The sequence below is a fragment of the Echinicola soli genome (assembly GCF_006575665.1).
In the GTDB taxonomy this organism is placed as follows: Bacteria; Bacteroidota; Bacteroidia; order Cytophagales; family Cyclobacteriaceae; genus Echinicola; species Echinicola soli.
On sequence record NZ_CP041253.1, the window covers coordinates 2,883,797 to 2,898,629 of the forward strand.

11 protein-coding genes and 1 pseudogene are annotated in these 14,833 nt (G+C 43.8%); 6 read left to right on the forward strand and 6 right to left on the reverse strand.

Features of this window, described 5'->3' with window-relative positions:
- Positions 1-255: 255 nt before the first annotated feature.
- The 4 genes and pseudogenes from FKX85_RS11550 to rsfS form a co-directional block, all read right to left on the reverse strand.
- Positions 256-1,083 (reverse strand): hypothetical protein, encoded by an 828-nt coding sequence (locus FKX85_RS11550; RefSeq protein ID WP_141614877.1) that lies wholly within the window; start codon positions 1,081-1,083, stop codon positions 256-258.
- Positions 1,080-1,845 (reverse strand): annotated as a pseudogene (locus FKX85_RS11555) (UDP-2,3-diacylglucosamine diphosphatase). The gene FKX85_RS11550 and the pseudogene FKX85_RS11555 overlap by 4 nt, the downstream one beginning before the upstream one ends.
- A 245-nt stretch (positions 1,846-2,090) precedes the next feature.
- The gene (gene ftsH, locus FKX85_RS11560; RefSeq protein ID WP_141614878.1) at positions 2,091-4,151 is read right to left on the reverse strand and encodes an ATP-dependent zinc metalloprotease FtsH; all 2,061 of its coding nucleotides are present in this window, start codon (positions 4,149-4,151) and stop codon (positions 2,091-2,093) included.
- A 63-nt stretch (positions 4,152-4,214) separates the two neighbouring features.
- Positions 4,215-4,562 (reverse strand): ribosome silencing factor, encoded by a 348-nt coding sequence (rsfS, locus tag FKX85_RS11565; protein ID WP_141614879.1) that lies wholly within the window; start codon positions 4,560-4,562, stop codon positions 4,215-4,217.
- Positions 4,563-4,650: 88 nt separating this feature from the next.
- Here rsfS and FKX85_RS11570 point away from each other — a divergent pair, with 88 nt between their 5' ends.
- From FKX85_RS11570 to FKX85_RS11580, 3 genes are all read left to right on the forward strand, one after another.
- Complete coding sequence (locus FKX85_RS11570) at positions 4,651-5,409, forward strand: biotin--[acetyl-CoA-carboxylase] ligase (protein ID WP_141614880.1); 759 nt, start codon at positions 4,651-4,653, stop codon at positions 5,407-5,409.
- Positions 5,410-5,485: 76 nt separating this feature from the next.
- A complete protein-coding gene (gene ahcY / locus FKX85_RS11575; protein WP_141614881.1) occupies positions 5,486-6,802 on the forward strand; it encodes an adenosylhomocysteinase in 1,317 nt (438 codons plus the stop codon).
- Between the two features lie 520 nt (positions 6,803-7,322).
- On the forward strand, positions 7,323-8,201 hold the full coding sequence (locus FKX85_RS11580) for an SDR family oxidoreductase (protein ID WP_141614882.1): 879 nt from the start codon (positions 7,323-7,325) through the stop codon (positions 8,199-8,201).
- A gap of 20 nt (positions 8,202-8,221) precedes the next feature.
- Here FKX85_RS11580 and FKX85_RS11585 read toward each other — a convergent pair whose 3' ends face one another.
- Together FKX85_RS11585 and FKX85_RS11590 are read right to left on the reverse strand one after the other, a co-directional pair.
- Complete coding sequence (locus FKX85_RS11585; protein WP_141614883.1) at positions 8,222-8,752, reverse strand: hypothetical protein; 531 nt, start codon at positions 8,750-8,752, stop codon at positions 8,222-8,224.
- 89 nt (positions 8,753-8,841) lie between these two features.
- The gene (locus tag FKX85_RS11590; protein WP_141614884.1) at positions 8,842-9,030 is read right to left on the reverse strand and encodes a CPXCG motif-containing cysteine-rich protein; all 189 of its coding nucleotides are present in this window, start codon (positions 9,028-9,030) and stop codon (positions 8,842-8,844) included.
- Positions 9,031-9,204: 174 nt separating this feature from the next.
- On the opposite strand from FKX85_RS11590, the gene FKX85_RS11595 reads away from it, so the two are divergent.
- The 3 genes from FKX85_RS11595 (at position 9,205) to FKX85_RS11605 (ending at position 14,828) form a co-directional block, all read left to right on the forward strand.
- Positions 9,205-9,591, forward strand: coding sequence for an HYC_CC_PP family protein (locus FKX85_RS11595; protein ID WP_141614885.1), 387 nt, complete (start codon positions 9,205-9,207; stop codon positions 9,589-9,591).
- A 117-nt stretch (positions 9,592-9,708) separates the two neighbouring features.
- Positions 9,709-13,494, forward strand: a complete 3,786-nt coding sequence (locus FKX85_RS11600) for an efflux RND transporter permease subunit (RefSeq protein WP_141614886.1) — start codon at positions 9,709-9,711, stop codon at positions 13,492-13,494.
- A gap of 5 nt (positions 13,495-13,499) precedes the next feature.
- On the forward strand, positions 13,500-14,828 hold the full coding sequence (locus tag FKX85_RS11605; RefSeq protein WP_141614887.1) for a TolC family protein: 1,329 nt from the start codon (positions 13,500-13,502) through the stop codon (positions 14,826-14,828).
- The last annotated feature ends 5 nt before the right edge of the window (positions 14,829-14,833 follow it).

The window sequence follows — 14,833 nt, forward strand, 5'->3', positions numbered from 1 at the left end:
GAAAAATGATATGTAAAATCTTACTTGGTAAATGTTTTCTCATCGGGTCGCAAAATTGCAAAAATCAAACCAGATTTCGAATCAAAATCGGGTTTTTTATTGAAAATATTCTAAAAAATCTAGTAATTCTAATGAAAGTATTTAAGATTTAACCGTATATGTAGGTAAAAACGCGGATAATAGTTTGTTTTATGCCAATAGTGATGCTTTTTCCAATGTGTTAAATCTGGTTAAAATTGTGGACTTTGGGGGCAATTACTCCGATGCGAACAAACTGTTAGGAATTTTGTAGGTTACGATCAGTTTTTTTGTGTAAAAGCTCAACATGTTTTTCCCGACCGCTATGGCAGGTGATTTAAATGGAGCCTTCACACGCTTTGATTTTCCTGATAAATAATCAGTGATGACGAGATTTTCGTCCTCCATATGTAAAAGAAAATTATCATGAAAGGCGAGCTTATGGTTGGTGAGAATGGGTAGAAAGCCTAAATAGTTACTTTGATTGTCCAACAGGTATATGCCCTTTCCCTTTGCATTAATGAAGACGATATTTTTATGTTCTACAATCTCTTCTACAGTCCATTCTCCATCGGTGATGATCAGGTTAAGTGGTTGGTCCTGGAGGATGGTATTCCTTTGGTAATCCCATTGGAGAAGATGGTAATTTGTCTCATCAAAAAGCCAAACTTTAAGGTTATTGCCCAATGTAGCTGCTCGGATATTCCCAAATGCGGGTGCACTCAGTCTGGTGGAGTAGAGGGGACTCAAAAAACGATCAAGTATTTCAATTCGTTGAAGATCGCGTGAAAAGGTGAAAATATTGACAGTTTTAGTAGCTTCAAACTGCTGGAGGGTACTTTGATAAGCGGGAGAGTAATAGTTAGTGGAATCAGCAGTAAAGTTGTATCGGACGGTGATGTTCCCTTTTTGGTCGGAATAGAAGAGGTTGTCTTTGTTGTCAAAATCTACCAATCCAATGGAGGAAAGTGAGTCCGAAAAGATCTTTTCCCATTTGATTCCTTGTCCTTGGGAAACATGTAAGACCGATAGTGTCAGCAAAAGAAAAATCAACGGGAATTTCATTTTTCAAAAACTGATAGTACAAATTTTTCTCCATCAAATACTCCATAGGTGTATTGGCTTACCCATTCACCGAGGTTAAAGTACATTGAATGCTCACCGACTTCCAATGAGAGTGGGAGGTGTCGATGCCCGAACACGTAGTAGTCAAAATGCATCTTTTTTTCCACATCCTTGCAATATTGCCATAGCCACTCATCATCCCCCTTGAAGGTGTCCTCATTTTTGGCTTGATTGCTGATACGGCTGCTTCCAGACCACTTTTTAGCGATTTTGACACCAATGTCAGGGTGAAGCCATTTAAAGAGCCCTTGGCAAAATTTATTGGTAAATACTTTCTTGAGGAGTTTTGTAGTGTTTATCTCCTGGGCCTAGGCCGTCTCCATGTCCTACCAGTATCTTTTTATGGTTGATTTCCAGTGTGATGGGATTGTGGTAGACAGGGATGTCCAGTTCTTTGGTAAAATAATCCTTCATCCAGAGGTCGTGGTTGCCTGTGAAGAAAATCACTGGAATGCCCTTTTCCCTGAGCTGTGCAATTTTGCTGATAAACTTGATAAAGCCTTTCGGGATAACTGTTTCATATTCAAACCAAAAGTCAAATATATCCCCCACCAAAAAGATTGCAGCAGCTTCATCCTCAATTTGGCTAAGCCAGCGGATGATCCTTTCTTCTCTTATTTTACTGGTTTGCAGGTCAGGTGCCCCAAGATGAAAATCAGAAGCGAAAAATACCTTTCTATGGGATGTTAAGTGAATGTTCATGAATTTCTTAAGGCGTTCCAAAGGGATGTGCTGATGTTAAACTTGTTTTGCAATTCCTAAACCAGCTATGGTAATCCTATTGGTTGTTTGGTTGAAAACAGATGATTTATCAAAATTAACAATCTTTTGAGATAAGCAAAACGAAGGGAGAAAAGGTGGTGTTGTTTGATGGACGATAAATATAAAAGGCTTCCCTCCAGTTTTGGGGGAGAAGCCTTTTGTGTAAGCGGAGATTTTTATGGATACTAGTCCTTTTTCTCACTGAGGCTTTCCTCTACATCAGAGGAGTCATCTCCGGAGACCTTGGATGAGTCGTCTGCAGTGTTTTCTGCCTTACTGTCATCTGTCTTATCAGTCTTTTTAGTAAAGGCTTCATAAGTAGTTTCCTTATCAAAAGGACGCTTACCGATGAGGTTTTCCAAGTCGGACTGGAAAATGATCTCTTTTTCAAGTAATTCCTGTGCTAGTTTTTCCAGTTCTGGCTTTCGCTGGTTGAGAAGTTGCTTGGTTCTATCATAGGCGGCAGTAATGAGTTTTCTTACCTCTTCGTCTATGGTCTCAGCGGTAGCTTCAGAATATGGCTTATCAAACTTGTATTCGCTTCCTTTGCTGTCATAGAAAGACACATTTCCGATTTTGTCGTTCATGCCGTAAATGGAAACGATACTATAGGCCATTTTTGTCACTCTCTCCAAGTCGCTAAGTGCCCCGGTGGATATTTTACTAAATATGATTTCTTCAGCTGCACGGCCACCAAGTGTCATGCACATTTCGTCGATCAACTGCTCTGTTTGGTAGAGGAATTGTTCTTTTGGAAGGTATTGGGCGTAGCCTAGGGCTGCGATTCCTCTCGGTACGATGCTCACCTTTACCAATGGGTCTGCGTGCTCTAGGAACCATCCGGCTACGGCATGGCCCGCTTCGTGGTAAGCCACGATTTTCTTTTCCTCTGGGGATATGATTTTGTTTTTCTTTTCAAGACCTCCGATGACACGGTCCACGGCATCCTGGAAGTCTTCCATATCCACTGCTGCTTTGTTTCTACGGGCAGCGATCAGTGCTGCCTCATTACATACATTGGCTATTTCAGCTCCCGCAAAACCTGGTGTTTGGGCCGCCAGCTTTTTGGGATCAATGTCCGAATTGGTCTTGATAGGGGCCAAGTGGACCTTGAAAATGGCTTCTCTCCCTACTATGTCCGGTTTGTCAATGCTGATCTGACGATCAAATCGTCCAGGTCTAAGTAATGCACTGTCCAGTACATCGGGACGGTTAGTGGCTGCCAAAACAATGACACCGGTATCGGTACCGAATCCATCCATTTCTACCAAAAGGGAGTTCAGGGTGTTTTCACGTTCGTCATTGGAACCTGGCATTTGGCCTTTTCCACGTGATCGGCCGATGGCATCGATTTCATCGATAAAGATGATACAAGGTGCTTTTTCTTTGGCTTGCTTAAAGAGGTCACGGACCCTTGCTGCTCCTACGCCTACGAACATTTCTACGAAATCAGAACCTGATAATGTGAAGAATGGAACGCCTGCTTCACCGGCTACGGCTTTTGCCAAGAGGGTCTTACCGGTACCGGGAGGGCCTACTAAAAGGGCTCCCTTGGGGATCTTACCACCTAACTTGGTGAACTTGGATGGGTTTTTCAGAAATTCCACGATTTCCTGTACTTCCTCTTTGGCCTCATCCAAGCCTGCCACATTGCCAAAGGTGATTTTAACCTTGTTTTCAGCGTCAAATAGCTGGGCCTTGGATTTTCCAACGTTGAAAATCTGACCGCCTGGTCCACTCGGGCCAGCCATTCTTCTCATCATGATCCAGAAGAGGAAGAACACCAGCAGCAAGAACCCAAAACTGCCAAACCAATTGCCCCAGCTTTCTTCAGCGTGGGCCTCATAGCCGATTTGATCCTCTTCCGGAAGCTTGGCTTCCAGTGCCTCAAATTTCTCGATAAACTTGTCCACAGACGGTACCGTTACCTTGTAATGCGGTCCCGTGGGATTGAAGAAAGGATTTTGGGATTCCAGTTCGTCCTTGTATCGTTGGTTTTGTAATGCTCCTTCTTTGAGGGTGACCTCCACATAGTTTTGATTGTAGATCACCTCTACTTTTTTAACATCGTTACTAAGTACCATCTCCTCAAACCTCATCTGCGTGGTTTCGATCATGGCACTGCGCTGGTTAAACCAGGTAATGCCGATCAGCACAATGACCGCAGTGACAATCAGCCACAGTTGGAAATTGGGTTTTTGGGGAGGTTTGGGAATGAACTTTTTATTTTTGTTTTTATCACTCATCGTTTAATAATTAATTCAATGACTTTAGGTACAACGAATTGAAAAAATGAAAGTTTACGAGACTTAATTTATTTCGGTGATTTTAGCATCACCCCATAGTTCTTCAAGTCCGTAAAAATCTCTTTTATCATTTAAGAAAATATGTGCTACCACGTCAATAAAGTCTACCAAGACCCATTGATTGGTGCTTTTTCCTTCATTTCTCCACGGTTTTTCTTTATGGGATTTGTAAACTTCTTCTTCTACGGCATCAGAGATTGCCTCGATCTGTTTGTCAGATGAGCCAGAACAAATCACAAAAAAATCAGAAACAGAATTATTAATTTCCCGCAAATCCATCACCACAATATCGGAAGCTTTTTTATCTTCCATTCCTTTTACGATTATTTTACTCAGCTCTTCTGCTGTCATACTTTTTGTTTGTAATTTTACTTTTCATTTAAGCGTTACAATAAAAGGTTAAATATCCTTATTGTAAGACAAAATAACTAATTATTTTATGCATAAAATCCTTGCCAATACTGTTTTTCTCGGTAAAGATATCATTTACATGACAGAGTGTCATTCTACCAATGAAATTGCAGCCGATATGATCAAAGAGGGCACCGCTAAAGAAGGCAGCATTATCCTTACCGATAACCAAACCAAAGGCAGAGGACAAAGGGGAAACAGATGGTATAGTGAGCCAGGCAAAAACCTGACTTTTTCACTGGTCTTGGCACCTGTATTTTTGTCAGCATCGGCCCAGTTTGATTTGAACAGGTTGGTTTCAAATGCCGTCAAAGATGCCTTGATCAAGTATACAGAAGGAATAAAGGTGAAATGGCCCAATGATATAGTCCATGTAGGTCATGGCAAGCTTGGAGGCATCCTGATAGAAAACAGCCTGACACAGTCTCGCATTCAAACCTCGGTGGTCGGAATCGGTCTGAACCTGAACCAGCTGGATTTTGCTTTTCCTGGACCAACCTCCTTAGCCGTTTTGTCAGGTCGTCAGGTAGATAAATGGGACTTACTGAATGATGTCCTTGTGGAGATAGAAAAACGCTATATCCAGGTAAAGAAAGGAGAAGTTGATAGGTTGAGAGAAGATTATTGGCAGGATCTCTACCGCCGTGAAGAATGGGCCGCCTACGAGGATGATGGAGGTATTTATGAAGGAATGATTACCGGAATTACAACAGAAGGGAAGTTGATCATCAAGAAAAGGGGCGGAAATGAAAACCAATATGCATTTAAGGAGGTTAAATTTCTGTAAGCGAGGTAATATTTCATAATGTCTACAGGATTGAGTAAATTTGTGAGCTGAAAATTTTGATAAAAATCATAACTACATGTCAGAAACTAAATCAAAGTACGTCAAGTATAAAGTAAAAGATATTTCTTTGGCCGATTGGGGACGCAAAGAAATCAGATTGGCTGAAGCAGAGATGCCAGGTTTGATGGCATTGAGAGCCGAATATGGAGCATCCAAGCCTCTGCAAGGTGCCAGAATAGCAGGATGTCTCCATATGACCATCCAGACTGCGGTATTGATAGAGACATTGGTGGAACTTGGGGCTGAGGTGACTTGGTCTTCCTGTAATATTTTCTCCACGCAGGACCATGCCGCTGCGGCTATTGCTGCTGCTGGCATCCCCGTATATGCTTGGAAGGGAATGAACGAAGAGGAATTTGATTGGTGCATCGAGCAAACTTTATTCTTTGGAGAGGACAAGCAGCCGTTGAACATGATCCTGGATGACGGCGGGGATTTGACCAATATGGTATTGGACAAGTATCCTGAATTGGTCCAAGGAATCAAAGGAGTGTCTGAAGAAACCACAACCGGTGTGCACAGACTTTATGAGCGGATGAAAAACGGTACCCTTCCAATGCCGGCTATTAACGTTAACGATTCGGTGACCAAATCCAAGTTTGACAACAAATACGGCTGTAAGGAATCCTTGGTGGATGCCATCAGAAGAGCTACCGATGTGATGCTTGCTGGAAAAGTAGCTGTAGTGGCTGGATATGGTGACGTAGGAAAAGGTTCTGCGGCTTCATTGAGAGGAGCAGGTGCCAGGGTGATTGTATCGGAAATAGATCCTATCTGTGCTTTGCAAGCGTCTATGGACGGTTTTGAAGTGAAGAAAATGATAAATGCTGCTGCTGAAGCAGACATCGTGGTGACGGCTACTGGTAATAAGGACATCATCACGGGGGAACATTTTAAAGTAATGAAGGACAAAACCATCGTTTGTAACATTGGACACTTTGACAATGAGATAGACGTGGCTTGGCTAAACGAAAACTTCGGTGACACCAAAGACGAAATCAAGCCTCAGGTGGACCTTTATAATGTCAATGGCAATGACATCATCCTATTGGCAGAAGGAAGACTTGTGAACTTGGGCTGTGCCACTGGGCACCCGTCTTTTGTAATGTCCAATTCATTTACGAATCAGACCTTGGCACAAATGGAACTTTGGAGTAATACCGATCAGTATGGGAACAAAGTATATGTGCTTCCCAAGCACCTTGACGAAAAGGTGGCGGCCTTGCACCTAGCTAAACTTAGCGTGGAACTGGATGAACTTACAGAGGACCAGGCTAAATACATTGGTGTGGAAGTAGCCGGGCCATATAAGCCTGATTATTACCGATATTAATCTGACAAATACATAAACGTTAAAAAGGCCACTTTCGAGTGGCTTTTTTTATGCCGAAGGGTTCCTTCGTTATTATGGACCAAGCAATATTTCTGGGGGATGAGAGATTTCCAGATGGCTATGGTAAGCATATTTCTCTTTAATTTAGCAATAGGAATGTGTACCCTATTAACCTGAATTCGATTAAAAATCAGTATAAATCCGTCATATGAATGCAGAGCAACGGAGTGAAGCAATCTCGTTTTCTTAATATGGGATTGCCACGTTCCCGATAGCTCGGGACAGGCTATACTTCCTCGCTATGACGGTATTTTAAATTGAGCTCAGATTATTATAAAAAATCAGCGTAAATCTTATTTATCTGCATCATCTGCGGCTATCGGAACCAACCCTAATCCCCCAACTTTTTCACTTGACACATTATTGTCAGGAAGAGTTTACCCAAGTTTGATGGAGCATTTGATCAGAATGAAGCTACAATTATTTATATTGAGCCTATCACTGCAAAATTTCAAACGCTATGTCATATCTAAACGGAATGCTCAAATCAGATGCCCTGGAAGGAAAAAATATCCTGATCACTGGTGGAGGTACCGGCCTTGGAAGGTCCATGGGCAAATACTTTTTAGAGCTTGGTGCCAATTTGATCATTACCAGTAGAAAGCTGGATGTACTGAAAAAGACAGCTGGTGAGCTAGAGGCTGAAGTGGGCCGAGGCAGGGTGATTCCGCTTGCCTGTGATGTAAGAGCCGTGGATCAGGTGGAAGCCATGTTTGAAAGTGCGGTGAATCAGCTGGGACATGTTGATGTGGTGGTAAACAATGCCGCGGGAAATTTTATCAGTCCTACCGAGCGACTTTCAGCCAATGCATTTCATACGGTCATCGACATAGTCCTTAAGGGATCGGTGAATATGACCATGACAGCCGGTAAGCATTGGATTGATAAGAACCAACCAGGAACATTTTTGAATATTGTCACCACTTATGCCTGGACAGGCTCTGGATACGTGGTTCCCAGTGCCACCGCAAAAGCGGGTGTACTAGCGATGACCCGTTCGTTGGCAGTGGAATGGGCCAAATATCGCCTCCGTTTCAATGCCATCGCACCTGGTCCGTTTCCCACAGAGGGTGCGTGGAGTCGTTTGTTACCGGGGGAGTTGGCAGATAAATTTGACCCTGCCAAGAGGATTCCGCTGAAACGGGTAGGGAAACATCAGGAACTTGCCAATTTGGCGGCTTATTTGGTGTCGGATTTTTCCGCGTATGTGAATGGAGAGGTGATTACCATTGATGGTGGTGAATGGTTAAACGGAGCAGGGCAGTTCAGCCATTTGGATCAGATCCCAGAAAAGCTGTGGGACCAAATGGAGACAATGCGGAAAGGAAATAGTGGATAGCAGTTCTTTATAAGGAAAATTTACTCGGATGATTTGCTGGCCACAAACTCCTTGGAGCTATCAAAGTGAAGGCCCAAGGTATAATCCCAAGTGGGAAGGTAGTTGTGGATATTTTTGGGGTCAAGCCCGGAGGTTTCGATAAAATACCATTTCCCACTGGCTTCATCTGATACTGCTATCAAGGTGATTTGGCTAATGATTTCTCCTTTTGGAACGTGGATTTTTGATTTTACGGGGACCAAGGCATGGACTTCCCCAGAAGTATGTGTGACCTTCAGCGGTTCGCCGACTTCAAAGCTCTTTATTTTCATACCCCTTATCTTCAAAAGGTCATAAGCATCCGTCAAAGCTTTCTTTAGCCCTTCCTTTCCCCCGGATTTTTTGAGCACCAAAGGATAGGTGTATTTAATGATGGTTTCATAATCACCTTCCATATTGGCCTGTGCAAATTCCTCAGCGGCCTTTTGGATTCCCAATGTGGCCTTTTGTTGAGCAAATAAAGGAGATGATATACAAAGAAAAACGATGGATAGGGTTAATATTCTGATCATAAGAGTTTTAGCTTAGGTAGGGCAAATGTATAACCAGAATATTGAAAATGCAAGATTGCTAAAAATAAGGAGTTTTTAGTTGTTGTTCATTACTGTTCTAAGGGGTTCGCTGAAAAATAGGTAATATTATCACCCTTTGTTTCAAAATGCACTTCAATTGGTCTACAGCAGACTTCACAATCCTCGATGTACTTTTGGGGACTGACACTCAAGTCCAAAATCATGGAAATTTGAGAAAGACAATGAGGGCAGGTAAAATGATGTTCTACGGTCAACATGGTAAGGGCTGGAGTGTTGAATTGCTAAATTATACAATGTAAAACAGTTAGCTAACTAAGTTTTGAAGGCACTATTGAGGATTCGCACCTCTTTGCCTGTTTAAAATTTACAAAAATTATATAACTTTATAGCAATAAGGTTATCTATCTTTGTAGTGAGCTTATAAAGTAATTATGCGAAAACTTGTCCAAATAGCGCTGCTGATGATTTATTTCTGCTTCAATGCGGGAATGAGTTATTCCATGCATTATTGCGGAGAAGAATTGGCTCATATCAATCTTTTTGCAGAGGATAAGAACTGTTGTCCTGATGGAGAAGAGATGCCCGGGTGCTGTGACGATGTGCCTAATACTGACCTTCAGAATTCCGACCAAAATCTTGCTAAACTCGTGGATATGCATTTTTATAATGCTTCCTTATTGCCATTGCCTGACTTGATGTCAGAAATTTTGGTTCTTTTAGCGCAACAAATTGAAAATTATCCTAAAATCTGTCTCAAAAGTGTAGGGCCACCGTCGCTGGTTCCCATACATATCAAACATCAAACTTTTTTGATTTAGCCATTTTTACTGGCCGCTTTCTGGCCTGGCCGGAAATGCAATGCCTGCCCATTGCCTGTTCCGTGATATTCCTTCCTGTTTTATTATAATCATCTTTTAGCATTTAAGTTTTAAGTTATGCTCAATGCTGTTATTAAATTCTTCCTGGAAAATAAGCTGGTTACTGTGCTCTTGCTAGTCGTTTTGGTGGCTTGGGGATTGGTAGTAGTGCCATTCCAGTGGAATACACCTTTTCTTCCCAGTGATCCCGTCCCAGTGGATGCAATACCGGATCTAGGGGAAAACCAACAAATCGTATTTACCGAGTGGATGGGGCAATCACCACAAGATATCGAGGATCAGGTCACTTATCCATTGACGACTTCGTTACTTGGTTTGCCAGGAGTGAAGTCCATCCGGTCTACTTCTATGTTTGGGTTGTCCAGTATCTACATCATCTTTGATGATGATATCGAATATTACTGGAGCCGCTCCAGGATATTGGAAAAATTGAATTCATTAGCTTCCAATTTGTTGCCGGCTGGTGTTCAACCAAAGCTTGGTCCTGACGCTACGGCGTTGGGACAGGTGTATTGGTACACACTGGAGGGCCGGGATCAAGAAGGCAAACCAGCTGGAGGATGGGACCTGCATGAACTGAGGTCTATCCAAGATTACTATGTGCGCTACGGCTTGGCCGGCGTGGAAGGAGTGGCCGAGGTGGCATCTGTAGGCGGCATGGAAAAGGAATATCAAGTCGATTTGGATCCTGAAGCCATGAAGGTCAATGGTGTATCCATGATGGATGTGCGGGAGGCACTGCAATCGACCAATCAATCAATTGGAGCCAATACCTTGGAGATCAACAAAGTAGAATATTACGTGCGTGCACTTGGCTTTGTGGAAAATATCCAGGAGATAGAGGAGACGGTGGTAAAAGCTGCCGACAATGTGCCATTACGCATCAAAGATATAGCAAAGGTAACCATCGGTCCCGCGGATCGCGCGATGAAGGGAATCTTGGACAAGAGTGGGGCGGAGGCAGTGGGAGGAGTCGTTGTCGCCAGGTATGGTGATAATCCGATGGAAGTCATTAAAAATGTCAAAGCTAAGATTGAGGCCATTAGTGCAGGATTGCCTGAGAAAAAATTAGAAGACGGTAGTATTTCGAAAGTGACCATCGTGCCCTTTTACGATAGATCTAACCTTATCTTGGAAACACTGGCCACGCTTAATGATGCCATCTTCCTACAGATTTTGATGACCATAGTGGTGGTCATGGTGATGGTGTATAATTTACGGGCTTCGCTGTTGATTTCAGCCATTTTGCCCTTGGCGGTGCTCACCTGTTTTATTTTTATGAAATATGCTGGGGTAGATGCCAATATTGTCGCCCTTTCGGGAATTGCCATTGCCATAGGTACCATGGTGGACCTAGGGATCATCCTCAATGAAAATATCCTTCGGCACATGGATGAGGCACCTGGAGATCAATCCCTGATGAGCACTGTTTACAATGCAACCAAGGAAGTGGCCACGGCCATATTGACAGCAGTGGCCACCACGATCGTCAGCTTTTTACCTGTGTTCACCTTGCAAGCAGCCGAAGGAAAGCTTTTTGGGCCGCTGGCATATACCAAAACCTTCGCCTTATTATCAGCCTTGTTGTTTACGCTGTTGGTTATGCCGGCATTTGCCCATTGGATATTCGGCATTCAGGGAAAAGGTCATTTCTGGAAAAAATGGGGCAATATGGCCTTGGTGCTGTTGGGTGCTTTGGGCTTTTTCTGGTTGCCGTTGGCAGGAATGGTCTTAATGGGCATTGGAATCAATAACCTCTTGTTCTTTTATAAGTCCAATTCCTATAAAAAATACCATACACCGGTATTGATAGCGATTGCCGTGCTCGCCGTGTCATGGTTGCTCGCTACTGCTTGGGCTCCATTGGGAGCGAGTGTGGCCCGCTTTACGAATTTTCTGTTTGTGCTGCTTATCGTGGGGATTATCCTCGGGATATTTGGACTTTTTATTCGGTATTATGAGCATATTCTGAACTGGTGCCTGGCCAATAAGGGCAAATTCCTGATGATACCTGCATTGATGGTTTTTGTGGGGCTCAATAGTTGGATTGGCTTTGCAGGATTATTTGGTTGGGCGGCTGATGGATTTGACCGGGTGGGGTGGAATATCCGAACCACTGCTGTTTACAGCAGTATGGTGCATACCTTCCCTGGTATGGGCGAAGAATTTATGCCTGCGCTAGATGAGGGGTCGTTTCTGCTCATGCCGACATCCATGCCCCATTCCGGTGTGGAAGCCAATAAAAAGATTCTGCAGCAACTGGACATGCTGGTGACCAGCATTCCGGAAGTTTCCTCTGTGGTGGGAAAGGCCGGCCGGGCAGAGACACCGCTGGATCCAGCCCCCATGTCCATGTTTGAGAATGTGATTCTCTACAAACCTGAATTTAAGGTAGATGAAAATGGCCGAAAACGTAGGTTTGCTGTGAATGAGAAAGGTGAGTTTTTGAAGGATGAGGAGGGGCAATTGATCCCTGATGATCATGGAGAATATTACAGGCAATGGAGAAACCATATCAAAAGTCCTGATGATATCTGGAACGAGATTACCAAAGCGGCCAAGTTACCGGGCGTAACTTCGGCACCTAAGTTACAGCCCATCGAAACCCGTTTGCTGATGCTTCAGACCGGAATGCGGGCACCTATAGGCTTAAAAGTGTATGGGCCGGATTTAGAGACCATTGCTGATTTTAGTATCCAGCTTGAGAAGTACCTCAAAGAAGTGCCCGGTGTAAAGCCGGCAGCTGTCTTTGCTGACCGCTCTTTGGGAAAGCCCTACTTGGAAATTGATTTGGACAGGCGGGCCATTGCACGTTATGGTTTGCAGGTGAAGGATGTGCAGGAAACCATATCGGCAGCACTGGGAGGCGTGAAGTTGACGACCACTGTGGAAGGAAGGGAGCGCTTTGCCATCCGGGCCAGGTATGCCCGGGATTTCAGACAAAGCCCGGAAGCGATAGAAAATTTGCTGTTAAGTGGTTCTTCGGGCGTTCAGGTTCCCTTGAAGGAAATGGCAGAAATCCAATACAGACAAGGTCCAATGATGATTCGTAGTGAAGATTCATTTTTGGTAGGGTATGTATTGCTGGATAAGCAACCGAATGTAGCAGAAGTTACTGTGGTAGAGAATGCCCAAGATTACCTTCAGGGAAAGATTGATAGCGGAGAACTGAAGGTGCCTGGTGGAGTGAGCTATCAGTTTTCAGGATCCTATGAAAATCAGGTCAGGGCGGAGAAGAGGCTGTCCATTGTGATTCCACTGTGTCTGATGGTGATCTTTCTGATCCTTTACTTCCAGTTTAGGTCGGTGCCGGTTACGCTGTTCATATTTTCAGCCATATCCATGGCTTTTGCCGGGGCTTTTATCATGCTTTGGCTATATGGGCAGCCGTGGTTTATGGATTTTGAGGTGCTGGGCAGTTCCATGCGATCACTTTTCCAAATGAAAACCTATAACATGAGTGTAGCGGTTTGGGTAGGGTTTATTGCCTTGTTTGGGATTGCTACGGATGATGGCGTGGTGATGGCCACTTACCTGAAGCAGCGATTTGCTGCCAACCGTACCGAAACGGTCCAGGAAGTTAGGCATGCGGTGAAAGAAGCAGGGATGAGAAGGATAAGGCCTTGTCTGATGACTTCCGCTACCACGCTGCTAGCACTCTTGCCGGTGTTGACATCCAGCGGGAGAGGTTCGGACATTATGATTCCGATGGCCATTCCTTCCTTTGGTGGTATGGTAGTGGCCTTGGTTTCACTGTTTATTGTCCCTGTTTTATACAGCTGGTGGGAAGAGAGAAAATTGGTGCAAAATAGCACTATTCAACATGATAATCCGGTAAAATAAATCATATGAAAAGGGTAAAGATAAAAGATTTCAATATTGACACCTGCAGGAAATTACCTGTTATGATATTGGTGTCAGCCATGATGTGTTTATCATCACTGGCCAATGGCCAAAATTTAGCGGACTATTTAAAGATAGCAGCGGAAAACCATCCAGGGCTACAGGCGGCGTATAGTCGTTATACGGCCAGTTTGGAGCGAATTCCCCAAGTGGGGAGTTTGCCGGATCCTGAATTGAGTTTTGGGGTTTATCTGCAGGACATGGCTACACTGATGGGTAATCAAAGGTTCAATACTACATTAATGCAGCGGTTTCCGTGGTTTGGCACGCTCCAAGCTGGGAAGGACGAGGCCAGTTTAATGGCAAAAGCCAATTTCCAGGAATTTGAAACAGAAAAATACGCTTTGTTTTATGAAGTCAAGACGGACTATTATCAACTCTATTTACTTCACCATCATGTGATGATCGCCAATAAAAACCTCCAACTACTGCAGCGTATGGAGGAATTGTCCCTGAACAAGTTTAAGGGAGGTATTCCTGGCAAAGCAGGGAAAATGACCGATGTGCTTCGGATCCAAAGTGAGACAAAAGTACTGGAAGCGCGCATTGCGGCATTGGAGGACGCACTTGCTGTCGCCCAGGTGAAGTTTAACCTATTACTAAACAGGCCTGAGAATGAACCTGTCAATATGGACGCTTCTTTTTGGGGTGAGGAATTGTTGCTGGGCAAGGAAGTGGTGCTGGACAGTATTTTGACCGCAAACCCCCAGGTGAAGAAACTGGAATGGGAAGGACAGGCTTATCGGAAAAAAGGGGAAGCTGCTCGATTAAAGGGTCTCCCAAGCTTTGGAGTGGGACTAAATTACATGATAAACAGTCCTCGTCAGCCTGCAGGAGCAATAGACAGCCCTATGGGATATACTCCCGGAGGAATGGGCCATAATATGATCATGCCGATGGTTTCGGTTTCGGTACCGATTTTTCGTAGGAAATATAAAAGTGCACAGCGCGAGTCAGCATATTACCGGGAAGCTTCAGTATTGGCAAAGGAGGATTTAACCAATGCGCTAAAATCTTCTTGGGAAGAACAATATCGCCTGATCCGGGAAGCAAAGAGAAATGTAAAGCTATATGAAGAACAAGTGGTGTTGCTTCGAAAAACGCTGGATTTGATGATTGCCGATTATAGTAGTGCCGAGGGGAGTTTTGAGGAGCTGCTCACTGTACAGCGACAACTGCTGGATTTTGAAATGAAGACGGCCGAAGAGACGTTTAAGAAGCTCCAGGCTTTTGCAAAATTAGAATCATTAATGGCCAAAGGAATATCACTATGAAATTT